23 protein-coding genes are annotated in these 25,107 nt (G+C 63.7%); 19 read left to right on the forward strand and 4 right to left on the reverse strand.

What is annotated here, in order from left to right; translation table 11 throughout:
• The first annotated feature begins 81 nt into the window (after positions 1–81).
• A complete protein-coding gene (locus FRZ40_RS09935; protein ID WP_028365777.1) occupies positions 82–288 on the forward strand; it encodes a hypothetical protein in 207 nt (68 codons plus the stop codon).
• 66 nt (positions 289–354) lie between these two features.
• Here FRZ40_RS09935 and FRZ40_RS09940 read toward each other — a convergent pair whose 3' ends face one another.
• A complete protein-coding gene (locus FRZ40_RS09940) occupies positions 355–681 on the reverse strand; it encodes a DUF1840 domain-containing protein (RefSeq protein WP_147233993.1) in 327 nt (108 codons plus the stop codon).
• Between the two features lie 374 nt (positions 682–1,055).
• Here FRZ40_RS09940 and argS point away from each other — a divergent pair, with 374 nt between their 5' ends.
• From argS to FRZ40_RS09970, 6 genes are all read left to right on the forward strand, one after another.
• Complete coding sequence (gene argS / locus FRZ40_RS09945; RefSeq protein WP_147233994.1) at positions 1,056–2,840, forward strand: arginine--tRNA ligase; 1,785 nt, start codon at positions 1,056–1,058, stop codon at positions 2,838–2,840.
• Between the two features lie 100 nt (positions 2,841–2,940).
• Positions 2,941–3,750, forward strand: coding sequence for an SPOR domain-containing protein (locus FRZ40_RS09950; RefSeq protein WP_147233995.1), 810 nt, complete (start codon positions 2,941–2,943; stop codon positions 3,748–3,750).
• Positions 3,751–3,903: 153 nt separating this feature from the next.
• Positions 3,904–4,542 carry a thiol:disulfide interchange protein DsbA/DsbL gene (locus FRZ40_RS09955; protein ID WP_028365772.1) on the forward strand — a complete coding sequence of 213 codons (639 nt, stop codon included), beginning with the start codon at positions 3,904–3,906 and terminating at the stop codon, positions 4,540–4,542.
• Between the two features lie 18 nt (positions 4,543–4,560).
• A complete protein-coding gene (locus tag FRZ40_RS09960) occupies positions 4,561–5,331 on the forward strand; it encodes an SDR family oxidoreductase (RefSeq protein ID WP_147233996.1) in 771 nt (256 codons plus the stop codon).
• Between the two features lie 3 nt (positions 5,332–5,334).
• Positions 5,335–6,147, forward strand: coding sequence for a helical backbone metal receptor (locus FRZ40_RS09965; protein WP_147233997.1), 813 nt, complete (start codon positions 5,335–5,337; stop codon positions 6,145–6,147).
• Positions 6,148–6,365: 218 nt separating this feature from the next.
• Positions 6,366–7,961: an ABC transporter substrate-binding protein gene (locus tag FRZ40_RS09970; RefSeq protein ID WP_028365769.1), complete on the forward strand. Its 1,596-nt coding sequence runs from the start codon at positions 6,366–6,368 to the stop codon at positions 7,959–7,961.
• A 104-nt stretch (positions 7,962–8,065) separates the two neighbouring features.
• On the opposite strand, the gene FRZ40_RS09975 is transcribed toward FRZ40_RS09970, so the two are convergent.
• Positions 8,066–9,136 (reverse strand): MBL fold metallo-hydrolase, encoded by a 1,071-nt coding sequence (locus tag FRZ40_RS09975; RefSeq protein WP_147233998.1) that lies wholly within the window; start codon positions 9,134–9,136, stop codon positions 8,066–8,068.
• Positions 9,137–9,289: 153 nt separating this feature from the next.
• Here FRZ40_RS09975 and FRZ40_RS09980 point away from each other — a divergent pair, with 153 nt between their 5' ends.
• From FRZ40_RS09980 to FRZ40_RS10015, 8 genes are all read left to right on the forward strand, one after another.
• On the forward strand, positions 9,290–9,739 hold the full coding sequence (locus tag FRZ40_RS09980; protein ID WP_147233999.1) for a MerR family transcriptional regulator: 450 nt from the start codon (positions 9,290–9,292) through the stop codon (positions 9,737–9,739).
• A 198-nt stretch (positions 9,740–9,937) separates the two neighbouring features.
• On the forward strand, positions 9,938–11,749 hold the full coding sequence (gene aceK / locus FRZ40_RS09985) for a bifunctional isocitrate dehydrogenase kinase/phosphatase (RefSeq protein ID WP_028365766.1): 1,812 nt from the start codon (positions 9,938–9,940) through the stop codon (positions 11,747–11,749).
• 70 nt (positions 11,750–11,819) lie between these two features.
• Positions 11,820–12,590 carry a carbonate dehydratase gene (can, locus tag FRZ40_RS09990; RefSeq protein WP_028365765.1) on the forward strand — a complete coding sequence of 257 codons (771 nt, stop codon included), beginning with the start codon at positions 11,820–11,822 and terminating at the stop codon, positions 12,588–12,590.
• Positions 12,583–13,773 (forward strand): acetyl-CoA C-acetyltransferase, encoded by a 1,191-nt coding sequence (locus FRZ40_RS09995; protein WP_147234000.1) that lies wholly within the window; start codon positions 12,583–12,585, stop codon positions 13,771–13,773. Before can ends, FRZ40_RS09995 begins: the two co-directional genes overlap by 8 nt.
• Before the next feature lie 58 nt (positions 13,774–13,831).
• On the forward strand, positions 13,832–14,509 hold the full coding sequence (locus FRZ40_RS10000; protein ID WP_028365763.1) for an SDR family oxidoreductase: 678 nt from the start codon (positions 13,832–13,834) through the stop codon (positions 14,507–14,509).
• 50 nt (positions 14,510–14,559) lie between these two features.
• Positions 14,560–15,690: an acyl-CoA dehydrogenase family protein gene (locus FRZ40_RS10005; protein ID WP_028365762.1), complete on the forward strand. Its 1,131-nt coding sequence runs from the start codon at positions 14,560–14,562 to the stop codon at positions 15,688–15,690.
• 18 nt (positions 15,691–15,708) lie between these two features.
• A complete protein-coding gene (locus tag FRZ40_RS10010) occupies positions 15,709–16,155 on the forward strand; it encodes a YchJ family protein (protein ID WP_147234001.1) in 447 nt (148 codons plus the stop codon).
• Positions 16,156–16,710: 555 nt separating this feature from the next.
• Complete coding sequence (locus tag FRZ40_RS10015) at positions 16,711–18,000, forward strand: dienelactone hydrolase family protein (RefSeq protein ID WP_147234002.1); 1,290 nt, start codon at positions 16,711–16,713, stop codon at positions 17,998–18,000.
• Positions 18,001–18,381: 381 nt separating this feature from the next.
• Here the strand turns inward: FRZ40_RS10015 and FRZ40_RS10020 are convergent, their stop codons facing one another.
• Positions 18,382–18,678 (reverse strand): hypothetical protein, encoded by a 297-nt coding sequence (locus FRZ40_RS10020; RefSeq protein WP_147234003.1) that lies wholly within the window; start codon positions 18,676–18,678, stop codon positions 18,382–18,384.
• Positions 18,679–18,758: 80 nt separating this feature from the next.
• Here FRZ40_RS10020 and bioA point away from each other — a divergent pair, with 80 nt between their 5' ends.
• From bioA to bioB, 4 genes are read left to right on the forward strand one after another with little or no spacing between them, the layout of a single operon-like run.
• Entirely contained in the window at positions 18,759–20,105 is a 1,347-nt protein-coding gene (gene bioA / locus FRZ40_RS10025; RefSeq protein WP_147234004.1) for an adenosylmethionine--8-amino-7-oxononanoate transaminase, read from the forward strand.
• A complete protein-coding gene (gene bioF, locus FRZ40_RS10030) occupies positions 20,105–21,289 on the forward strand; it encodes an 8-amino-7-oxononanoate synthase (RefSeq protein WP_147234005.1) in 1,185 nt (394 codons plus the stop codon). Before bioA ends, bioF begins: the two co-directional genes overlap by 1 nt.
• Entirely contained in the window at positions 21,286–22,005 is a 720-nt protein-coding gene (bioD, locus tag FRZ40_RS10035; RefSeq protein WP_147234006.1) for a dethiobiotin synthase, read from the forward strand. Before bioF ends, bioD begins: the two co-directional genes overlap by 4 nt.
• A gap of 35 nt (positions 22,006–22,040) precedes the next feature.
• Positions 22,041–23,105: a biotin synthase BioB gene (gene bioB, locus FRZ40_RS10040; RefSeq protein WP_147234007.1), complete on the forward strand. Its 1,065-nt coding sequence runs from the start codon at positions 22,041–22,043 to the stop codon at positions 23,103–23,105.
• A gap of 746 nt (positions 23,106–23,851) precedes the next feature.
• Here the strand turns inward: bioB and FRZ40_RS10045 are convergent.
• Complete coding sequence (locus FRZ40_RS10045) at positions 23,852–24,877, reverse strand: sulfate ABC transporter substrate-binding protein (protein ID WP_147234008.1); 1,026 nt, start codon at positions 24,875–24,877, stop codon at positions 23,852–23,854.
• Positions 24,878–25,107: the final 230 nt, after the last annotated feature.

Below are 25,107 nucleotides of genomic sequence, written 5' to 3' on the forward strand. Positions count from 1 at the left end.
GGGCATGACCTGCCGCCCCGCCAGACGCGAACAAAAAACGCGTCGGCGCAACGACTTGCAACCGTCAACGGAGAAAATCGTATGAAGAAGCTGACGCTGATGTTGACCGCGTTATCGCTCGCCGCCATCGCGCCGCTGTCCGAGGCCCAGCCTCAGGCGCCGGGTGGATCGAGTGCGGTGAGCTCGTATTCGCCGCCCACCGTCAAGCATGTGAAGAAGCCGAAAAAGAAGAAGTCGAAGAATGGCGAGGCCGCGCCCGCGGCTGCTCCGCAAGGTGCGAGCCAGTAAGCGCGCCGATAAGCAGCAACGCAATGAAAAAAGCCCGTCGGTGACGACGGGCTTTTTGCTTGTGCCTCAGATACCCCAAACGATATCTGTATTTTCCTTCTGCGCCGCACGCAGCATGTCGAGGAACGGGAACGACCGTTGCGCGAGCCCGACGGGAATCTCGTGATGCTCGTGCCCTTCCTCGCCTTCGTGGAAGTGGCCTTCATGCTCGGCGCGTTCCTGCTTGTCCGTGACGATGGCCGCTTCGAGCTTCGTGATCGCCACGCCCAGTTCGTCGTGACTGATCACACCGCGTGCGCCGAGCCGCTTGCCGATGATGCCCAGCAAATACTGGGCGAGGTTCTCCAGCATCACTACGTCGGGCGCGGAGCGGCATTTGAAAGTAATCAGCATGATGACGGTTCCCTTTTCGTTATGTTGGCTTCCCGCGCGGCCAGCCGCACGAGTTCCGTTTGCGCGCCCGCCCGCCGTTTGACGGCGGGTTGACGGCCACGGCCCTTGCTGGGCATCTCATTGGACATATTAGCACCTGCTAAAATCCGACATTGACGGAAAAAGCTCGCTGCCGTGCGCCCGGGCACGCTCCGCCGCATCGCGGCCGCGCGTGTTCGACACGGTTGCCACGGTTCGCCGCGCCGCTGCAGTCGCACGAGCCGGCGCCGAGCATCGTGCGCCCTCGTGCTTTCCACGCCGTCGACGGCCCGGCTTCGCGCCGTTCGCGGCGCTGCCCCGCTTCATCGGACTGCCTCACTGGACTCGCAACAAGCATGCTGCCTGCACACAAACACACTCTCGAAACCCTGTTGACCGACGTCGTCAAGCAGGTCGCCCAGGCCACTCAAGGCGAATCCGAAGCCGCGTTCATCGCGCCCGCCATCACGCTCGAACGACCGAAAGTCGCCGCGCACGGCGACGTCGCGTGCAACGTCGCGATGCAACTTGCCAAGCCGCTGCGCGCCAATCCGCGCCAGCTCGCGCAGCAGATCGTCGATGCGCTGCCCGCGCATCCGCTCGCCAAGGGCCTCGTCGAGAGCGCCGAAGTGGCCGGTCCGGGCTTCATCAACCTGCGCCTGTCGGCGGCGTCCAAGCAGTCCGTGATCGCCGCCGTGTTCGCACAGCGCGACGCGTTCGGCCGCTCGCAGCGCGACGCCGGCAAGCGCGTGCTGGTCGAGTTCGTGTCGGCGAACCCGACGGGCCCGCTGCACGTCGGCCACGGCCGCCAGGCCGCGCTCGGCGACGCGATGTCGAACGTGCTTGCATCGCAAGGCTACGGCGTGCACCGCGAGTTCTACTACAACGACGCCGGCGTGCAGATCGGCAATCTCGCCATCTCGACGCAGGCGCGCGCCCGCGGCCTGAAGCCGGGCGACGCAGGCTGGCCCGAAGCCGCGTACAACGGCGAATACATCGCCGATATCGCACGCGACTACCTGAACGGCGAAACCGTCTCGGCCAGCGACGGCGAGCCCGTCAAGGGCGCGGGCGACGTCGAAGACCTCGAAGCGATCCGCCGCTTCGCCGTCGCCTATCTGCGTCATGAGCAGGATATGGACCTGCAGGCGTTCGGCGTGAAGTTCGACCAGTACTACCTCGAATCGTCGCTGTACAAGGAAGGCCGCGTCGAGAAGACGGTGGACGAGCTGATCGCGGCGGGCAAGACCTACGAGCAGGAAGGCGCGCTGTGGCTGCGCACCACCGACGACGGCGACGACAAGGACCGCGTGATGCGCAAGTCCGACGGCACGTACACGTACTTCGTGCCCGACGTCGCGTATCACGAGACCAAGTGGCAGCGCGGCTTCACGAAGGTCATCAACATCCAGGGCTCGGACCATCACGGCACGATCGCGCGCGTGCGCGCCGGTTTGCAGGGTCTCGGCATCGGCATTCCGAAGGGCTATCCCGACTACGTGCTGCACAAGATGGTCACCGTGATGCGCGACGGCCAGGAAGTGAAGATCTCGAAGCGCGCGGGCAGCTACGTGACGGTGCGCGATCTGATCGAATGGTCGGGTGGCGCAGTCCCGGGCCAGGAAGCCGCGCCCGATCTGCTCGACGAAGAGACGATTCGCCGCGGCCGCGACGCGGTGCGCTTCTTCCTGATCTCGCGCAAGGCCGACACGGAGTTCGTGTTCGACGTCGACCTCGCGCTCAAGCAGAACGACGAGAATCCGGTGTACTACGTGCAGTACGCGCACGCGCGCATCTGCTCGGTGATCAACGAATGGAAGTCGCGCTACGGTGCCGATGAAACGGGGCTGCCCATCGTCGATCTGTCGCCGCTGGATAGCGAGCGCGCGATGGCGCTGCTGCAGAAGCTCGCCGAATTCCCCGACATGCTGACGCATGCCGCCGACGAACTCGCGCCGCACGCGGTCGCGTTCTATCTGCGCGACCTCGCAGGCGAATTTCACTCGTTCTACAATGCCGAACGCGTTCTGGTCGACGACGAAGCGCCGCGCAACGCGCGCATCGCGCTGCTCGCGGCGACGCGCCAGGTGCTGGCGAATGGCCTCGCTGTGATCGGTGTATCGGCACCCGCCAAAATGTAATCTCCCCGCGGTTTAATTGAATTTATTCGGGACGCGAGCCGGATGACCGTCGCTATAATCGACGGTCATTCCAGATTTCCATTTGCAGGTGAATTAGACGATGGCAAAACCACGCCGCACTACAAAGCAGTCTAAACAGACCGGGGGTACTTTTCTCGGCATCGTGCTGGGCCTGATCGTCGGCCTGGCCATCGCGGTGGTGGTGGCGCTCTACATCACGCGCGCACCCACGCCGTTCGTCGCGAAGGTCGCGCCGCCCGCTGCATCCGATAGCGGTGCAAGCCAGCCGCAGTACGATCCGAACCGTCCGCTGCAGGGCAAGAGTCCTGGCCAGCCGGTGCCGCAAGCGGCGCAGCCCGCGCCGCCCAACACGGCGCCCGGACAGACCACGAATCAGACGCAGAGCTCGGGCATGCTCGAAGAGCCGCAGATCGTCGAAGTGCCGCCGTCGAACAACAACGGCGTCGCCGTCGCGCCGAAGCCCGCGCAGGACAACGGTGCGAACGCGAACAACGGCACGGCCACGGCGATGATTCCGCCGAAGAAGGCGCCTAATCCAACCAATGCGCCGACGAACGCGCCGACCACGGCCAACAATGCGCCCACGCAGCCGCCGAAGGCCGGCTCAACGCCGAACACGAACGGCGCGCCGCCTGCCGCCGCCGACGCGAACACGGGGTATCTGCTGCAGGTCGGTGCCTACAAGACGGCCGCCGACGCCGAACAGCAGCGCGCACGTCTCGCATTCCAGGGTTTCGAATCGAAGGTCACACAGCGCGATGCAGGCGGTGTGACGTACTATCGCGTGCGTATCGGCCCGTTCTCGAAGTTCGAGGACATGAACACCACGCGTCAGCGTCTGTCGGACGCGGGTGTCGATACGGCCGTGATCCGTTTCAGCAAGCAGTGATTCACATTCGGTAATGCGTTGTCATGCGCCGCCGCTGAACCTTCGGCGCGCGGCGCAAGTCTCATGTGCGGCAGAAGCCTGCCGTCGAATCCGTTGCGGTCGCGGCGCGCAACAGCCGGCCACCGTTACTTTCCCTGATTGGGTTCACAAGACATGAAAAAACTGCTCAGCATTCTTTTCCTTTCGCTCGGCATCGTTGCCGGCGCGGCACAAGCGGCGCCCGCTGCGCCCGTCGCCGGCAAGGACTACACCGTGCTGTCCACACCGCAGCCGGTCGAAGCGCCTGCCGGCAAGATCGAAGTCATCGAGTTCATGTGGTACGGCTGCCCGCACTGCAACGAGTTCGATCCGTATCTGGAAGCATGGATCAAGAAACAGGGTCCGGACGTCGTCTTCAAGCGCGTGCCCGTTGCGTTCCGCGACGACTTCATCCCGCACTCGAAGCTCTATCACGCAGTCGACGCACTCGGCCTCGCAAACCAGCTCACGCCGACCATCTTCCATGAAATCCACGTCAACAAGAACTACCTGCTGACGCCGGAAGATCAGGCCAAATTCCTCGCGAAGAACGGCGTCGATTCGAAGAAGTTCATGGACGCGTACAACTCGTTCTCGACGCAGAGCGCGGTTCAGCGTGACAAGAAGCTGATCGAAGACTTCCGTATCGACGGCGTGCCGACGCTCGCCGTGCAAGGCAAGTACGAAACGGGCCCGGCGCAGACCAACAGCCTGCCGGGCACGATCCAGGTGCTCGACTACCTGGTCGCGCAGGTTCGCGCCAAGAAGATGTAATTCGACACCCGCGCCGGCATGAGTTCACCGCTGAAGGTTTTCATCACCGGCGCGTCGAGTGGCATAGGCGAAGCGCTCGCCGCGGAATACGCGCGGCGCGGCGCGATTCTCGGCCTCGTCGCCCGCCGGGGCGACGCGCTCGCCCGCTTCCAGCAGTCCCATCCCCAGAACACCATCTCCGGCTATTGCGTCGACGTGCGGGACGCTGACGCGCTCGCGCAGGCCGCGCAGCAGTTCATCGCGGAACACGGCTGCCCCGACATCGTGATCGCGAACGCGGGCATCAGCCGCGGCGCCGTCACGGGTCACGGCGATCTGCAGACGTTCCGCGACGTGATGGACGTCAACTACTTCGGCATGGTCGCGACCTTCGAGCCCTTCGCGCAGGCGATGATCGCGGCGCACAAGGGCGCGCTCGTCGGCATTGCAAGCGTCGCGGGCGTGCGCGGCCTGCCGGGTTCGGGCGCTTACAGCGCGTCGAAATCGGCGGCGCTCAAGTATCTGGAGGCGCTGCGAGTCGAGATGCGGCCGCTCGGCGTGTCGGTGACAACGATCGCGCCCGGCTACATCCGCACGCCGATGACGGCGCACAACCCGTACTCGATGCCCTTTCTGATGGACGCGGACCGCTTCGCCGCCAAGGTCGCCGAGGCGATCGCGCGCAAAAAGCGTTTCGCGATCTTCCCGTGGCAGATGCGCTTCGCGGCGATGCTGCTGCACGTCGCGCCGCGCTGGCTCTACGACGCCGTGTTCGAAAAGGCGCCGCGCAAGCCGCGCGCCGCGCAGTAGCGCATGACCACGCGTGTCGTCGATGCAGCCGGTATCGAGCACGCGACAGCGGAACGCGGCGCGCGCATCGTGTCGCTGGTGCCGAGCCTCACCGAACTTCTCTTTGCTCTGAAACTGGACGCGCAGATCGTCGGCCGCACGGGTTTTTGCGTGCATCCGCGCAACCAGGTGCGCCACGTGCCGAAAGTCGGCGGCACGAAGGCGGTGAAAATCGATGCCGTGCGCGCACTGCAACCGACGCATGTGATCGTCAATATCGACGAAAACGAGCGCGATACCGTCGAGCAACTGCGCGCGTTCGTGCCGCATATAGTCGTTACGCATCCGCTGGAGCCTCGCGATAACCTCGCGCTGTATGCACTGCTCGGCGCGCTCTTCGACCGGGAAGACGAAGCGCGCGAGTTGAGCGCCTCGCTTGAAAAGCAACTGCACGCATGCGCGTCGCGCGCATGGCCAATGCAAAAGGTGCTCTACGCCATCTGGCGCGAACCGTGGATGACGGTCGCGCGCGACACCTACATCTCCGCGATGCTGCGCCTTGTGAACTGGCACACACTGCCCGACGTGCGCGGCGGCGAAAAAGGCGCGGCGCGCTATCCTTCGTTCAATCTCGACGCCGCGTGGCTCGCCCAGGCCGACCGCGTGCTGCTGTCGAGCGAACCGTATCGCTTCACCCGGCAGCATTGCGACTCGCTCTCACACGACACGCGCTTCAAAGGCAAGCGGATCGAACTGATCGATGGCGAAATGGTGTCGTGGTATGGCTCGCGCGCGATCGAAGGCATCGCGTATCTCGTGGACTACGCCAGCCGCTAGGCGAAGACAGCCAGCAATATGGTTATGCGGATTCAATTGTTGTCGCTGCCGTGAGCCTTCGATAAGCTTGCGCCAGAACCGGCAGGAGTTGGCACCAAGGGTGAAATCGCCGGAACCGTTTCAAAGTCAATGCGTGACAGCCCGCCCGGAGCGCGTCGTTCGCAGCAGCACGCACGACGCCGCCCCGCCACGAACAATTCGAAATCCCGGGAGATCTTATGCGTTTCAAGTTGCTTGCCGCCGCGACACTGACGGCCCTCGCCATCGCGCCCGCGCTGTCCGTCGCGAAACCGCTCACGGTTTGCACGGAATCGAGTCCTGACGGCTTCGACGTCGTCCAGTACAACTCGCTCGTCACGACCAATGCCTCGGCGGATGTGATTTTCAATTCGCTCGTATCGTACGACGAGGCGGCCAAAAAAGTCGCGCCCGCGCTCGCCGACAAATGGGACGTGAGCAGCGACGGCCTTACCTACACGTTCCATCTGCGCCCGGGCGTGCAGTTCCAGACCACCGACTACTTCAAGCCCACGCGCGCGCTGAACGCCGACGACGTCGTGTTCACCTTCGACCGGATGCTCAACGAGAACAACCCGTGGCACAAGGTCGCGGGCGCGAGCGGCTTTCCGCATGCGCAGTCGATGGGCCTCGTGAAGCTGATCAAGTCGGTGTCGAAGGTCGACGACAACACGGTGAAGTTCGAGTTGAACGAGCCGAACGCGACCTTCGTGTCGATCCTGACGATGGGTTTCGCGTCGATCTATTCGGCCGAGTACGCGGACCAACTGCTGAAGGCGAACAAGACAGCCGATCTGAATGCGAAGCCGATCGGCACCGGTCCGTTCGTGCTGAAGGGCTACACGAAAGACTCGATCATCCGCTATGACGTGAACCCGACGTACTGGGGCCCGAAACCGAAGATCGACCGGCTGATCTACGCGATCACGCCCGACGCCGCCGTGCGTGCGCAAAAGGTCAAAGCGGGCGAATGTCAGATCGCGTTGTCGCCGAAGCCGCAGGATATCGCCGACGCGAAGAAGGACAAGTCGCTCGCCATCGTGCAGACGCCCGCGTTCATGACGGCGTTCGTCGCATTGAACACGCAGAAGAAGCCGCTGGATAACCAGAAGGTGCGCGCCGCGCTGAACATGGCGTTCGATCGCACGTCGTATCTGAAGGCCGTGTTCGACAACACCGCGACGCCCGCGAACAATCCGTATCCGCCGAACACATGGAGCTACGACAAGGCCGTCAAGCCGTGGCCGTACGACACCGACAAGGCCAAGAAGCTGCTCGCCGACGCAGGTTATCCGAACGGCTTCGAAACGACGATCTGGGTGCGTCCGAACGGCAGCGTGCTGAACCCGAATCCGAAGGCGGGCGCGGAAATGCTGCAGGCGGACTTCGCGAAGATCGGCGTGAAGGCCGAGGTGAAGGTGATCGAATGGGGCGAATTGATCAAGCAGGCCAAGCAGGGCCAGCACGACACGCTGTTCATGGGCTGGGCGGGCGACAACGGCGACCCGGACAACTATCTGTCGCCGCTCTTCAGCTGCAACGCGGTGAAGTCGGGGATCAACTTCGCACGCTACTGCGACCCGGAACTCGACAAACTGATCGCGCAAGGCAAGGAAACGGCCGATCAGAGCAAGCGCACGAAGGCGTATGAAGCCGCGCAGCAGATCATCCATGATGAAGCGCTGTGGATTCCGCTCGGGTATCCGACGGCGGCTGCGATTACGCGGACGAACGTGAGCGGGTATCACGTGAGCCCGTTTGGACGGCAGAATTTTGGGGCGGTGTCGGTGCAGTAGTTTTCACGACCCGACTTCGCCAGATGCATAAAGCCCGGCCCGCGAAACGCGGCCGGGCTTCTCGTTTTCAGCGCAGACGCACCTGAGGCATCACGCCATCGACATCACGCGTTGAACCTGATCACACCATCCTCGCCGTGCACACGCTTCAGTTCGCCCTGCAGCCACAGCAGATGCAAATGCGCGAGCGCTTCGCCCATCGCGAAGGTCATCTGGTGAATGTCGAGTGCGCGCCTGAACATGATCGGGACGATATCCGCCGCGCTGCACGGCTTTTCCGCGCAGGCCGCGCGCACTTCCGCGAGCCGCGCCGCGTGGTGATCGCGCAGTTGTCCGATCCGCGTATGCAGCCCGCGAAACGGCTTGCCGTGCGAAGGCAGCACGAGCGTATCGGCGGCCATCGTTTCGTAGCGACCCAGCGAACCCAGATACAACGCGAGCGGATTGCCTTCCGGCTCGATGTCGAACACGGACACGTTCGTCGAAATGCGCGGCAGCACCATGTCGCCGGAAATGAGCACGCCGTCCGCTTCCGCATGCAGCGCGCAGTGCTCCGGCGAATGGCCGAAGCCCGTCACGACGCGCCACGTGCGGCCGCCAATCGACAGCGCATCGCCCTCGCGCAGCCGCCGGTACTGGCTCGGCACGGCGGGCACCAGGTTCGCGTAATAGCTCTTCCGATTGCGCAGCTTGTCGAGCGATGCCTCGTCGCGCAGTCCGTGCCGCGCGAAGTGACGCGCCGCGCCCTCGCCGCCCGCGTTCGAGCCATCGCCCGCCGCCATCACGCGGCCCAGCATGTATTCGCCGAGCGTGATCCACAGACGCACGCTCCAACGTTTCTTCTCGCCGCCTTCGCACAGCCAGTTCGCGAGACCGAGGTGATCCGGATGGCAATGCGTAACGATCACGCGCAGCACGGGCAAGCCTTCGAGCGCCGTGTCGAACAGCTTTTCCCAGTTTGCCTTGATCTCGTCGGACGCGATGCCGCAGTCGACGATCGTCCAGCCCTTCTGCCCGTCGATTTCATCGCGCAGCAGCCACAGGTTGATGTGATCGAGCGCGAACGGCAGCGGCATGCGCAGCCAGTAGACGCCGGGCGCGACCTCCTGGGTCGTGGCGGCCGCAGGCATCGCGTCGGCGAATGGATAGTCGAGTTGGTGTTCGAGAGCGTTCATCGTGGGGGTTCCTTCGTCGGCTGCATGACCGGTTGCACGTTGCAGCGTGGTTGCGCTTTGTTCAGGTTGACGATAACGTAAACGTCGATTCTAACGTTCAATCCGTTTTTGTGCCCGGCCGTCTGACAAACCGGACACGGCGAACCTTCCGCGATGAACACCCAATACACGATCACCGAACTGGCCCGCGAATTCGACGTGACACCGCGTGCGATCCGCTTTTACGAAGACCAGGGTTTACTCTCACCGAGCCGCGAAGGGTCGAGCGGACTGCGGCGCGTGTACTCGGGCCGCGACCGCACGCGTCTGCGGCTGACGCTGCGCGGCAAGCGGCTGGGTTTCACGCTGTCGGAAATCCGCGATCTGCTCGATCTCTACGATTCGCCGACGGATACCACGCCGCAGTTGCAGGCGTTTCTGGCGACGGTGGTCCGGCATCGCGAAGTGCTCGAACGTCAGCGCGAAGATCTGAACGCGACGCTCGAAGACCTCGCGCAATACGAAGCGCAGGCGCGCGCGCTGCTCGAAGGCGGCACGCGCGGCGACGGTTATGGTCACGCGAAAAAAACCGCGCACGAAGACGCGGTGAAAGAAAAATCGTGATCCGGAGATAGCTGGACAAACAGGACAGTTGGCGCGGCATTGCATGAAGATGCACCGAACGCCTTGCAACACGCAGCAAAGACGATGTGAAGGCGCCGCGCCCAAAAGGCTCGCGAGCGTCTTCCAGGCTCACCCGGGCGATACAATCGCGGGAGTCTTCACGACATTGAGCGAACATTGAGCGAATGCACGGTCGACATGAATCACTTTCCCAAACTGCTGTCGTCACAGATCGGCTTCGACGTCGCGGAGACGCTGCTCGCGGGGTTCGACCGGCATTACTGCATCTTTCGCGAAGCCGCGATCCGCGCCAAAGATCTCTTCGAGGCCGCCGACTGGCACGGGCTGCAAAAACTGGCACGCGACCGCATTACGTCGTATGACGAACGCGTGCGCGAGTGCATCGAGAAACTCGAAGACGAGTACGACGCGGAGAACATCAGCGACGACGTGTGGCAGCAGATCAAGCTGCACTACATCGGTCTGTTGACGACGCACCGGCAGCCCGAATGCGCGGAGACCTTCTTCAATTCGGTGTGCTGCCATATCCTGCATCGCTCGTACTTCAACAACGATTTCATCTTCGTGCGGCCCGCGATTTCGACCGAGTACATCGAGAACGACGAACCCGCCGCGAAGCCGACGTATCGCGCGTATTACCCCGGCAAGGACGGCCTAGCTGTCACGCTGGAGCGCATCGTCACGAACTTCCAGCTGAACCCGCCGTTCCAGAATCTGACACGTGATGTGCAATGCGTGATCCAGGCGTTACGCGACAACTTCGGCACGTTCAACGAAGCGCCCAATTTCCAGATTCACGTGCTGTCGTCGCTGTTCTTCCGCAACAAGGCGGCGTACATCATCGGGCGCATCATCAACGGCGACACGATGGTGCCGTTCGCGCTGCCGATCCATCACGTGAAGCCTGGCCTGCTCGCGCTCGATGCGCTGCTCTGCAAGCGCGACCAGTTGCTGATCATCTTCAGCTTTGCGCATTCGTACTTCCTCGTCGACATGGAAGTGCCGTCCGCGTTTGTCGAGTTTCTCGGCGGCATCCTGCAAGGCAAGCCGAAGGCGGAAATCTATACGTCGGTGGGCTTGCAGAAGCAGGGGAAGAATCTCTTCTATCGCGATCTGCTGCGGCATCTGAAGCATTCGAGCGATCAGTTCATCATCGCGCCCGGCATCAAGGGCATGGTGATGCTCGTGTTCACACTGCCGTCGTTTCCGTACGTGTTCAAGCTGATCAAGGACGCATTTCCGCCGCCGAAAGAGACGACGCGCGAACAGGTGGTCGGCAAGTATCAGCTCGTCAAGCGCCACGACCGTCTGGGACGCATGGCCGATACGCTCGAATATTCGAGCGTCGCGTTGCCGCTGTCGCGGCTCGACGATGCACTCATTCGCGAGCTCGAAAAGGAAGCGCCTTCGATGCTCGAACACGAAGGCGACAACCTCGTCATCCGGCATGTGTATATCGAGCGGCGCATGGTGCCGCTCAACATCTTCCTGCAGAACGGCACGGATGCCGACGTCGAGCATGGCATCCGCGAGTACGGCAATGCGGTGAAGGAACTGATGCAGGCAAACATCTTTCCCGGCGACATGCTGTACAAGAACTTCGGCGTCACGCGGCACGGGCGCGTCGTGTTCTACGATTACGACGAGATCGAATATCTCACCGATTGCAACGTGCGCGCGGTGCCGCCGCCGCGCAACGAGGAAGATGAGATGTCGGGCGAGCCGTGGTACCCGGTCGGTCCGCACGATATTTTTCCGGAGACGTACCACACCTTTTTGCTCGGCGATCCGCGCGTGCGCGAATCGTTCCTCAAGCATCACGCAGATTTCTTCGACCCCGCGCTGTGGCAAGAACACAAAGACCACATTCTGCGGGGCGAATTGCCCGACTTTTATCCCTACGATCGCAGCCTGCGTTTTTCGGTCCGCTATCCGGAACGCTTCGCTGCCGGTCACACTGCTGCTGCGCCAACGGAGCGCGCCGCCTGAACGGGCGCCGCATCCGGCACTGAACAACCACTGAACAACATCGAACAACCTGATTACGTCGGAACGAATCATGACTACGAACGCATCTGAACATCCGCTCGCCCAGCTCTTCGCGAACAACGACGCGTGGGTCACGCACAAGCTCGAAGACGACCCCGAATTCTTCTCGCGTCTCGCGCACCAGCAGGCGCCCGAGTACCTGTGGATCGGTTGCGCCGATTCACGTGTGCCCGCCAATGAAATCATCGGTCTGCCTCCCGGCGAAGTGTTCGTTCACCGCAATATCGCGAACGTCGTCGTGCACTCGGACCTGAACTGTCTGTCCGTCGTCCAGTTCGCCGTCGATCTGCTGAAGATCAAGCACATCATGGTGGTCGGCCACTACGGCTGCTCGGGCGTCGGTGCGGCGCTGCACGGCCGGCGTGTCGGTCTCGCGGACAACTGGCTGCATCACGTGCAGGACGTGCGCTCGAAGCATGCGTCGCTGCTCGAAGAATGGCCGATGGGCGAAGCGCGCCATCGCCGCCTCGTCGAGCTGAACACGATCGAGCAGGTGGTCAACGTGTGCCGCACGACGATTCTCAACGACGCATGGGCGCGCGGCCAGGATCTCACTGTTCACGGCTGGGTCTACGGCGTGCACGATGGACGCGTGCGCGATCTCGGCATGACGGTGAAAGATCCCGCGAAGCTCGAAGAAACCTACACGAGTTGCGTCGCGGCCGTTTCGGCGAGCCGCGCGCATTCGGCTGACAACGACGTGGTCGCCGCCGACGCCGCAAAGCTCGGCGACGTGGCCGCCGTCGTTCACGGTGTTATCAAGGAGATGAAACATGAGTGAGACACAAGATCCCGTTGTCATCGTTTCCGTCGCGCGCACGCCGATGGCCGCGTTTCAGGGAGAGTTCGCGTCGCTGACGGCGCCGCAACTCGGCTCGGTCGCGATCAGGGCGGCCGTCGAGCGCGCGGGTCTGAAGCCGGAACAGGTCGATGAAGCCGTGATCGGCTGCGTGCTGCCCGCGGGCCAGGGCCAGGCGCCCGCGCGCCAGGCGGCGCTCGGCGCAGGCCTGCCGCTGTCGACGGGCGCGACCACCGTCAACAAGATGTGCGGCTCCGGCATGCGCGCGGCGATGTTCGCGCACGACATGCTGGCGGCAGGCTCCGCCGACGTGATCGTCGCGGGCGGGATGGAAAGCATGACGAACGCGCCCTATCTGCTGCCGAAGGCGCGCGGCGGCATGCGCATGGGCCACGGCCAGGTGATGGATCACATGTTCCTCGACGGTCTCGAAGACGCGTACGAGAAGGGCCGCCTGATGGGCACCTTCGCCGAAGAGTGTGCAGGCTCGTTCGACTTCACCCGTGAAGCGCAGGACAAGTTCGCCGTCGAATCACTGGTGCGCGCGAAACGCGCAAACGAAGACGGTTCGTTTGCGTGGGAAATCGCACCCGTGACGATCGAAGGCAAGAAGGGCAGCGTGACGGTCGAGCGCGACGAGCAGCCGTTCAAGGCGAATCTCGACAAGATTCCGACGCTCAAGCCCGCGTTCAGCAAGACGGGCACGGTGACGGCGGCGAACTCGTCGTCGATCAGCGACGGCGCAGCGGCGCTCGTGATGATGCGCGAATCGACGGCGAAGAAGCTCGGCGTGACGCCGCTCGCGCGCGTCGTCGGCCATACCACGTTCGCGCAGGAGCCCGCGAAGTTCACGACGGCGCCCGTCGGCGCGATCCGCAAGCTGTTCGAAAAGAACGGCTGGAAAGCGCAAGACGTCGATCTTTACGAGATCAACGAGGCATTCGCCGTCGTCACGATGGCCGCGATGAAAGAGCACAACCTGCCGCACGACAAGGTCAACGTGAACGGCGGCGCGTGCGCGCTCGGCCACCCGATCGGCGCATCGGGCGCACGCATTCTCGTCACGCTGATAGGCGCGCTGAAGAAGCGCGGGCTGAAGCGCGGCGTCGCGAGCCTGTGCATCGGCGGCGGCGAAGCGACGGCAATGGGCGTCGAACTGGTTTAAGCATCGTTTCACTGACAGCGCGCGCAATGTTGCGCGCGCGAACGCTAAAGGACACCCGATGAAAACAGTGTTGATTGCAGGCGCGTCGCGCGGCATCGGACGCGAATTCGTGAAACAGTATCGGCACGACGGCTGGCGTGTGCTGGCCACCGCGCGCGATACGGAATCGCTCGGTGAACTCGTGGCGCTCGGCGCCGAAGCGTTTTCGCTCGACATCACCGTGCCCGAGGACATCGCCGCGCTCGCCTTGAAACTCGACGGCGAGCGGCTCGACGCAGCCCTGATCGTATCGGGCGTGTACGGTCCGCAAACTGAGGGCGTCGAAGCGATCACGGCGGAAGACTTCGACTTCGTGATGGCAACCAACGTGCGCGGGCCGATGCAGCTGATCCCGGTTCTGCTGCCGCTCGTCGAAGACGCGCAGGGCGTGCTGGCCGTGCTGTCGAGCCGCATGGGCAGCATCGGCGAGACGACGGGCACGACGGGCTGGCTGTATCGCGCGAGCAAGGCGGCGCTGAACGAGGTGCTGAAGGTGACGTCGGTGCAGACGCGCCGCGCGACCTGCGTGTCGCTGCATCCGGGCTGGGTGCGCACCGAGATGGGCGGTGCGTCGGCTGCCGTCGATCCGGCGCAAAGCGTGCGCGGCATGCGCGAAGTGCTGGCGCAGGCGGCGAGCACGCCGCACCTTTTTCACGGACGTTTCTTCCAGTACGACGGCACGGCGCTCGACTGGTAGGACTGACGGCAACTTTGTCAGACGAATAAAGACATTCAGGAGACACCCGCATGTTGCTCGATCAGGACCACCTGATGATCCGCGACGCGGTGCGCACTTTCGTGCGCGAAGCCATCACGCCGAACGCCGCGCAATGGGACCGCGAGCGCACGTTTCCCGCTGACGTGCATCGCCAGCTTGCCGAACTCGGCGCGTACGGCGTGCTCGTTCCCGAAGAATACGGCGGCGCCGGGCTCGACGCGCTCGCGCTCGCGGTGATACTCGAAGAAATCGCGGCGGGCGACGGCGGCACGTCGACGGCCATTTCGGTCAATAACTGCCCGGTCTGCAGCATTCTGCTGACGTACGGCAACGAGCAGCAGAAGCGCGACTGGCTCACGCCACTCGCACGCGGCGAGATGCTCGGCGCGTTTTGTCTGACCGAACCGCAGGCTGGGTCGGACGCGTCGGCGTTGCGCACCACGGCCACGCGCGATGGCGACGCCTACGTGCTCAACGGCGTCAAGCAGTTCATCACGAGCGGCAAGAACGGCAATGTTGCCATCGTGATGGCCGTCACCGATAAAAGCGCGGGCAAGCGCGGCATCAGCGCGTTCATCGTGCCGACGGATGCGCCCGGCTATGTCGTCGCGCGGCTCGAGGAGAAGCTCGGCCAGCATTCGTCCGATACCGCGCAGATCGTGTTCGACAACTGCCGCGTACCCGCCGCGAACCTGATCGGCGCGGAAGGCGAAGGTTATCGGATCGCGCTGTCGGGGCTCGAAGGCGGGCGCATCGGGATTGCCGCGCAGAGCGTCGGCATGGCGCGCGCGGCACTCGAAGCCGCGCTCGCGTACGCGAAGGAGCGCGAGAGCTTCGGGCAACCGCTTTTTGCGCATCAGGCCGTGCAGTTCCGGCTCGCCGACATGGCGACGCAACTCGAAGCGGCGCGTCAGCTGATCTGGCACGCGGCTGCGCTGAAGGACGCGGGCCAGCCTTGTCTGACGGAAGCGGCAATGGCCAAGCTGTTCGCCTCCGAATCGGCCGAGCGCATCTGTTCGGCCGCGCTGCAGATTCACGGCGGATACGGTTATCTGAGCGATTTCCCCGTCGAACGCATTTATCGCGACGTTCGTGTGTGCCAGATCTACGAAGGCACCAGCGATATCCAGAAGATTCTGATCGCGCGCGGACTGAGTTAAACCCTTCTTCGACCTTACATGACTGCATCAGCGAAACCGCGCCCCGTCGACTGTCCGTGCGGCGGCGCCGCGCCGAATCGGCGCGATACCGACAAGCCGCCGCGTTTCGCGGATTGCTGCGGGCGATATATCGACGGTGGCGCTGCGGCGCCGAACGCGCTCGAACTGATGCGCTCGCGCTATAGCGCGTACGCGCTCGGCGAATCCCACTATTTGCGCGATACGTGGGCGCCGCAAACCTGCCCCGCGGATCTCGACGTCGACGCGAGCGCGCCCGACGCGCCGCGCTGGCTAGGTCTGCAAATCAAACGCTTCACGACGCTCGACGATACGCACGCCGAAGTGGAGTTCGTCGCGCGCTACAAGGTGGGCGGACGGGCGCATCGGCTGCATGAATCCAGCCGCTTCATCAGAGGCGACGACGCGCGCTGGCGCTATGTCGACGGCGATGTGAGCGATCGCTGACACTACGTTTCCGATTGCACTGCAGCAACATCTTCGACGGCCGCCAAAAATTCAAATAAGGGCCGTTTCTGTAGAAAAATCAATGTGTTGGATTGGCGCCACGTCCCTCATATCCAATTCTTTCCGCCTTTGCCGCGCCGGCCGCGCCGAGCCGTTGGGCGCGCCCCGAACACCGTGCAAATAGTGCCGCAAGGGGTTTGTACTGAATTGCACAAATATAAATTGTCGTGCCAGTATGAGTCCTACAGATGTTGCAGCGCTCCGTAGCGAGGTAGCGGACCACCGCTCCCGCAGGATGCCCAGACGCACCGCCCGCTGATTGTTCAGCGGGCACGCGATCCGGGGCATCGCGAGGCGCTCACTTCGACGCGTGGGGTCGCGTCGACCGGCTTCGGTTCATCCCAATGCGGTCCTGATCTGTCTGCGTGCGCGAACAGCGCAGCGTGATCTTTTTGACCTTGTTTTGGCGTGCAAACGGAGCCAAATCAGACCTACGGCAGTCCACACCGGATCCCGTTAGGGAAGGTTCAGCGTTTTTGAGAGCAGGTGTAGCGGATGGTGTTCAGCAAAGTTCTGACGGTTTGTGCGATGTCGGCTGCCTTCGTGGCCAGCGCTGTCACGACCGCGCACGCGGATCCGCTCGCGGACGTCGAAGCCGGTCCGCTCGCCCGCGCGCAGGTGCAGCGGCTCGCCCTCGATGAAGACGGCTACCTGCCCGTCGTCAAGCTGAGCGAACAGATCATCCGTATTCCCGTCGACGCCGACGGCAATGTCACTCTCGAAACGACCGTCTACAAGCCGGAAGGCCCCGGTCCGTTCCCGATGGTCGTATTCAACCACGGCAAGATTCACGGCGATCCGCGCATGCAGACGCGCAGCGATCCCGTGTCGCTGGCGCGAGAATTCGTGCGCCGCGGTTATGTCGTCGTCGCACCGAATCGCCAGGGTTTCGCCGAGTCCGGCGGCTCGTACGTGCAGGACGGCTGCGACGTGACGCGCAACGGCCTGAGCCAGGCCGCCGACGTCGCGACCACCGTCGACTACATGTCGAAGCAAAGCTACGTGGACGCGAAGCATATCGTCGTGGCAGGCACCTCGCACGGCGGCCTCGCGACCATCGCGTACGGCACGAACGCCGCGCCCGGCGTGCGCGGGCTGATCAATTTCTCGGGCGGCCTCCGCCAGGACGCCTGCACCGACTGGCAAGGCAACCTGGCGAACGCGTTTGGCACGTATGGCGAAAGCACGCACGTGCCTTCGCTGTGGCTGTACGGCGACAACGATTCGATCTGGCCGTCAGCGCTCGTTTCGCGGATGTACACCGCCTACACAGGCAACACGCAGGGCAAGGGCGTGAACGCGAAGATGGTCGATTTCGGCTCGTACAAGAACGACGCGCATCGCCTCGTCGGCGATCGCGACGGCGTACGCGTGTGGTGGCCGTCCGTCGAAGGCTTCCTCGCACGCATCGGCATGCCGACGGGCGTGCAGTACCGCGTCGCCGAGCCGACGCAGCCGAAGGCCACGCATTTCGCGAAGATCGACGCCGTAGACTCCGTGCCTTTCGTCGACGAAGCGGGTCGCGCCGGTTATCGCAACTTCCTGCATCAGTATCCGAGCCGCGCGTTCGCGGTATCCGATTCGGGCGCGTGGTCGTGGGCTGAAGGCGGCGACGATCCGATGTCGGTGGCCATCGCCAACTGTCAGAAACAGAGTTCGGATCCGTGCCGCCTGTACGCCGTCAACGAGAGCGTCGTCTGGAAGGACGGCTCGACCCAAACGGCTGACGCAGACGCCGAATCCCCGTCGAAGGACGGCAGCAAGCCCGCGCTGGCTAGCCGCTGATCGGCGCGCCGCCCGTTGCGTGCTCTGCGCATCGGGCAATGCTTGCTGAGTTCCCCCGCTCGCTTTTCTGCCTACGCCGTTGCGTGTTCGCGCTACCGGCGAAACGATCCCATCTCTTCCCGGCGAAACTGACGAATCCGACCAATTCTCAGGATTCCAAACCTGGCGTGTCTGTTCGAGCCAATGCGCTCGTGAAAACCTTGCTCGCATCGGCAGGATCTCCGAACCCGACGCATCCCTGATCGACGGACAAACGCACGCCCTTCGCATCTGCAAGCTGCGCGTCAGCATCGCCGCCGCAGCCCATAGCGCGCCCTGCCCGCCTGAAACGCCTTCTCACGGCCAGATTTTTTTCACAGGGGGCCCATGACTTTGCCGTCGTTATCTACGGTCATTTGCGGCGTTTGAAAACGAACAGCCGCGAGCTGCCGCCAACCCCGCGAAATCGCACGCAAGCCATTGAAAGCATGGCGTTTTCAGATAGTGCATCGCAGCGGATATCGCGCTAATCTCACTTCCGCTGTCGCGAAAAAGCGTGCTGCCAGCCTCGGCGGCACGCGAGCGCGACAGCGCATCCGCCGCACGGAAACGCCCGCATCCGCCCTCACCGGCGATGCGAACGACGCGCTCCGGCGCCGGATTCAGCGGACGTCTTTCGTCCCGATTCGCCAGCAGCATTCGCATCACCCATTTACATGACCGACCGGCAAGACGCGCCTCACGTCCGCGCCCCGCCCCGTTCATGTTCCGGAGCAGTTTTGGATACACAGGCAACCGAAGACTGGATCGCCCGCAGCCTGCGCGCTGTGTGGCATCCCTGTACGCAGATGAAGCATCACGAGCGCTATCCGCTCGTGCCCGTTTCGCGGGGCGCAGGCGCATGGCTCTACGATCGCGCCGGACATCGTTACCTCGACGCGATCAGCTCGTGGTGGGTCAACCTGTTCGGCCACGCGAACCCGCGCATCAACGCGGCGCTGAAAGACCAGCTCGACACGCTCGAGCATGCGATGCTCGCCGGCTGCACGCACGAGCCCGCAATCGAACTCGCCGAGCGTCTCGGCGCGCTCACGCAGAACACACTCGGTCACGCGTTTTTCGCATCCGATGGTGCATCGGCCGTCGAGATCGCATTGAAAATGAGCTTCCACTCGTGGCGCAATCACGGCTACGACGACAAGCGGGAGTTTGTCTGCGTCGCGAACAGCTATCACGGTGAGACGATCGGCGCGCTCGGCGTCACCGACGTCGCGCTCTTCAAGGACGCATACGACCCGCTGATCCGCAATGCGCACGTCGTCGCCTCGCCCGACGCGCGCTTTGCACGCGAAGGCGAAACGGCTGCCGACGTCGCGCAGCGCGCGCTCGCTGACGTGCGCGCACTGTTCGAAGCGCGCGCCGGCAACATCGCCGCGCTGATCGTCGAGCCGCTCGTGCAGTGCGCGGCGGGCATGGCGATGCACGACCCTTCGTATATCGCGGGCTTGCGCGCGCTGTGCGACGGCTACGGCGTGCATCTGATCGCCGACGAAATCGCCGTGGGCTGCGGGCGCACGGGCACCTTCTTCGCGAGCGAACAGGCCGGCGTGTGGCCGGACTTTCTGTGTCTGTCGAAAGGGATCAGCGGCGGCTATCTGCCGCTGTCGATCGTGCTGTCGCGCGACGAAATCTTCGCAGCCTTCTACGACGACGACACCACGCGCGGCTTCCTGCATTCGCATTCGTACACAGGCAATCCGCTTGCGTGCCGCGCCGCGCTCGCGACGCTCGATCTGTTCGCGAGCGACAACGTGCTCGCCGCGAACGAAGAGAAATCGGCGGCCATGCGCGCCGCGCTCGAACCGCTCGCGCAACATGCGCACGTGCGCAATCTGCGCCAGCGCGGCACGATCTTCGCGTTCGATGCCGTCGTCGACGACGCCGTTGCCGCAAAGACGTTCTCGCGCCGCTTCTTCGAAAACGCGTTGCAGCGCGAACTGCTGCTGCGTCCGATCGGCACCACGGTGTACCTGATGCCGCCGTACATTCTCGACGATGAAGAAATCGCGCTGCTCGCCGAGCGCACGCGCGCCACGTTCGAAGCGACACTGACGGAGACGCGCTGATGCAGCTGCTTGACACGCTCGAACAGGGCTTGAAGGACATCGACGCGCGCGGGCTGCGCCGTCGCCGCCGCACTGTCGATTCGCCGTGCTCCGCACATATGACCGTCGACGGCCGCAACATCATCGGCTTCGCGAGCAACGACTATCTCGGGCTCGCCGCGCATCCGCTGCTCGTCGCGGCCATCGCGGAAGGCGCGCGCCGCTACGGCGCGGGCAGCGGCGGCTCGCATCTGCTGGGCGGGCATTCGCGCGCGCATGCGCAACTCGAAGACGATCTCGCCGAATTCGCGGGCGGTTTCGTCGACAATCCGCGCGCGCTGTATTTCAGCACCGGCTATATGGCGAATCTCGCGACGCTCACCGCGCTGGCGGGACGCGGCACCACGCTGTTTTCGGATTCGCTGAATCACGCATCGTTGATCGATGGCGCGCGTCTGTCGCGCGCCGATATTCAGATCTATCCGCATGCCGATGCCGATGCCTTGAGCGCGATGCTCGAAGCCTCCGATGCCGCCGTGAAGCTGATCGTCACCGACACGGTCTTCAGCATGGACGGCGACATCGCGCCGCTCACGCGTCTGCTCGCGCTCGCCGAGCAGCATGGCGCGTGGCTCGTCGTCGACGATGCGCACGGTTTCGGCGTGCTCGGTCCGCAAGGGCGCGGCGCGGTGGCGGAAGCCGCGTTGCGCTCGCCGCATCTGATTGCGATCGGCACCCTCGGCAAGGCGGCGGGTGTGTCGGGCGCGTTCGTCGTCGCGCACGAGACGGTGATCGAATGGCTCGTGCAGCGCGCACGCCCGTATATCTTCACGACGGCGTCGGTGCCTTCGGCGGCGCACGCCGTTTCCGCGAGCCTGCGCATCATCGGCGGCGACGAAGGCGAACATCGGCGAGCCCATCTGCACTCGCTGATCTCGCGCACGCGCGACCTGCTCAAGCAGACGCCGTGGCTGCCCGTCGATTCGCATACGGCCGTGCAGCCGCTCATCATCGGCGCGAACGAGGCGACGCTCGACATCGCCGCGTCGCTCGATCGCGCGAACCTGTGGGTGCCCGCGATCCGTCCGCCAACCGTGCCCGAGGGCACGTCGCGGCTGCGCATTTCGCTGTCGGCGGCACACTCGCACAACGATCTCGACCAGCTCGAAAGCGCGTTGCTGAAGACTGCGGAGGCACGCGCATGAGCCATGCACTGTCTCTCTTCGTCACGGGCACCGACACGGAAATCGGCAAGACGCTGGTGTCGGCGGCGCTGTTGCGCGGTTTCGTGCGCGAGGGCTTGCGCGCGACCGCGATGAAGCCGATCGCGGCAGGCGCGACGCTCGTCGACGGCGTGCTGCATAACGAAGACGCCGATCAGCTCGACGCCGCCGCCAACGTGCTGCTGCCGCCCGATATCCGCACGCCGTTCATGTTGAAGGAACCGGCGGCGCCGCATATCGCCGCCGCGCACGAAAACGTCACGCTCGACATGACGCGCATCGTCGATGCGCATACGCAGGCGCTGGATATGGCGGATGTGGTCGTCGTGGAAGGCGTCGGCGGCTTTCGCGTGCCGCTCACCGACGCGCACGACACCGCCGATCTCGCGTTCGCGCTGAATCTGCCCGTGGTGCTCGTCGTCGGTATGCGGCTCGGCTGCATCAGCCACGCGCTGCTGACGGCGGAGGCGATCGTCGCGCGCGGCCTGCGCATCGCGGGCTGGGTCGCGAACCGCGTCGATCCCGCCATGCTGTTTCCAGACGAGAACATCGATACGCTGCGCACCAGGCTCGATCGACAGTACGACGCGCCGTTGCTCGGCGTCGTACCGCATCTGAGCCCCGCATCGCCCGATGTCGCCGCGACGCATCTCGACACCAACCGGCTGTTGCAGACGCTGCGAGCCGCGCAGCGCTGAAAGCTTCGACAAATCAAATCATCAAGGACCACCCCATGAGCCAGATCCAGACCGCACCTTTGCCTGTCACGCCGTCGCAGGCCGCTGCAGCCGCCGCCGATGACGCCGCGTCGCGCTGGAAAGTCGCCGATGTCGTCGCGCTATACGAACTGCCGTTCAACGACCTGCTGTTCCGCGCACAACAGGTGCATCGCGAACATTTCGACGCGAACACCGTGCAACTGTCCACGCTGCTGTCAATCAAGACGGGTGGCTGCGAGGAAGATTGCGCGTACTGTCCGCAATCGGTGCATCACGAAACCGGGCTGAAGGCTGAAAAGCTGATGGAAGTCGACGAGGTGCTGGCCGCCGCGCGCGTCGCGAAGGAAAACGGCGCGACGCGTTTCTGCATGGGCGCCGCGTGGCGCAATCCGAAGGATCGCCACCTCGAACCGATCAAGGACATGATTCGCGGCGTGAAATCGATGGGCCTCGAAACCTGCGTGACGCTCGGCATGCTCGAAGCGCATCAGGCACAAGGTCTGCGCGAAGCCGGGCTCGATTACTACAACCACAATCTCGATACGTCGCCCGAGTTCTACGGCCAGATCATTTCGACGCGCACTTATCAGGACCGTCTCGATACGCTCGAGCATGTGCGCGACGCCGGGATCAACGTGTGTTGCGGCGGGATCGTCGGGATGGGCGAGTCGCGTCGTGAGCGCGCGGGTCTCGTTGCGCAGCTCGCTAACATGGAGCCGTATCCCGAGTCGGTGCCTATCAACAATCTCGTGCAGGTTGAAGGTACGCCGCTCACGGGCACCGAATCGCTCGATCCATTTGAATTCGTGCGCACGATCGCTGTTGCACGCATCACGATGCCGCGCGCGATGGTTCGGCTTTCCGCTGGCCGCGAGCAGATGGATGAGGCACTGCAGGCGATGTGTTTCCTCGCGGGCGCCAATTCGATTTTTTACGGCGATCAGTTGCTGACTACGAGCAATCCGCAGGCTGAGGCGGATCGGAAGTTGCTCGAGCGGCTTGGGATTCGCGCTGAAGCCGCGCAGCAGATGGTGCCTGCTGAGGGCGATCGTTGTTCGCATGGGTGTGATGGGCACTGAGCCTTTTCGCTTGCATCCGCGTTTTCGTGTCGGTGCTGCACGCGTTGCCCCTGTGCGGGGCGGCACCTACTTTTCTTTGCAGCGGCAAAGAAAAGTAGGCAAAAGAAAGCCGCTCACACCGCCAATTCTTCTTCCTGCCTGCGGGCCCCCTGCGGGTCCCGCACTTCACGCGGCATCGAGCTACTCAATGCCCGTTGCCCGCGCTCATGGATTCGCATCCCCCACTTCACACTCCTGAGTTACGAACCGCGTTACCAGGAAGTCCACGGCCGCCCAGGTGGCAAACGGTGTGTAGGCCATCGCGACGCAAGTGCACCACTCCGGACTGAAAAGCGGGATCGGTGTCGTAGAAGCGCAAAGGCGTAAGGTGCAACGAGCTACACACAGTTTGCCACCTGGGCGGCGCAGACGGTTCGCTGCCGCTGGCTGTGCTACGAGAGATTGGAGAGGGTGATGCGCCTGTTCAAGGCGCTGGCAACGCGCGTAGGACAGTGCGATGCCGTGTGGAGTGCGGGACCCGCTGGGGGCCCGCAGGCAATAACCAGAACTGGCGGGGTGAGCGGCTTTCTTTTGCCTACTTTTCTTTGCCGCTGCAAAGAAAAGTAGGTGCCGCCCCGCACAGGGGCAACGCATGAAGCACAGATACGAATACGCGGATGCCAGCGTAGACGCAAAACGCAGATGCCAGCGCAGACGCAAAACCCGAATGCCAGCGCAGCAAACAGACTCAGTGCCGTTGCACCTCTTTACTTCCGGTCGACGATAATCTGATCGAACGTGCCGCCATCGGCGAAGTGGGTTTGCTGCGCCTTCTGCCAGCTGCCGAACGCCTGTTCGACCGTGAACGTCTTCAACGGCTTGAACTCGCTCGCATGTTTTGCGAGCACGGCGGGATCGCGCGGACGCAAGTGATGCTGCGCAATGATCTCCTGCGCGGGCGCCGTGTACAGATAGTCGAGATACGCCTGCGCTTCCTTGCGCGAGCCGCGCTTGTCGACCACCTTGTCGACGATCGTGACAGGCGGCTCGGCGAGAATGCTCATCGACGGATACACGGCCTCAAAGCTGCCCGCCCCCCCACCCGTGTCGATCAGCGACACCTCGTTTTCAAACGTCACCAGCACGTCGCCGATGCCGCGCTGCGTGAAGGTCGTCGTCGCGCCACGGCCGCCCGTGTCGAGCACGGGTACGTTGCGGAAAATCGACTTCTCGAACTCGAGCGCCTGCGCGTCCGTCGCGCCGTTCTGCTTCTTGTAGCCCCATGCGGCAAGGTACGTGTAGCGACCGTTGCCCGCCGTCTTCGGATTCGGAATCACAACCTGCACGCCCGGTTTCGCGAGATCGTCCCAGTCCTTGATGTGCTTCGGATTGCCCTTGCGCACGAGGAACACCATTGTCGTCGTGTACGGCGCGCTGTTGTTCGGCAAGCGCGCACGCCAGTTCTCGGGGACGAGATGGCCGCGCTCGGCGAGCAAGTCGATGTCGTTCGGCTGGTTCATCGTCACGACGTCAGCCTGCAAGCCTTGCAGCACCGACAACGCCTGCGCACTCGATGCACCGTGCGACTGCCTGATCGCCACCGTCTTGCCGCTCTTCTGCTTGTACGCCGCGACGAACGCCGTGTTGATGTCCTTGTAGAGCTCGCGTGTCACGTCATACGACACGTTCAACAGCGACGCATCGGCATGCGCGTTCTGCACCGCGCCGAGCGCAAGCGTCAACGCCGTGAAGCCTGCCGCGAGCCAGCGCGTTTGATCCCCTCTGCCTGCCATCTTTTCCCCGCTTGTCAATGATGAAGCACGTGGCCGCCATGACGCGGCTGGAGCAGCGATTCTAGCGGATCGCTTGTGGCGATTCCCCGAAACACCGGGAGGACTTCCTACACCTTCCGGCCAGGTTTCCCGACATATCAGCCGCGCGTACGATCAGTTCATCACGTTACTCATGAATTGCGGATCGTCGTGCGACAACGTGATTGGCATGTCATTCGTTTGCCAGGTTT

This window comes from Paraburkholderia azotifigens (assembly GCF_007995085.1).
Taxonomy (GTDB): Bacteria; Pseudomonadota; Gammaproteobacteria; order Burkholderiales; family Burkholderiaceae; genus Paraburkholderia; species Paraburkholderia azotifigens.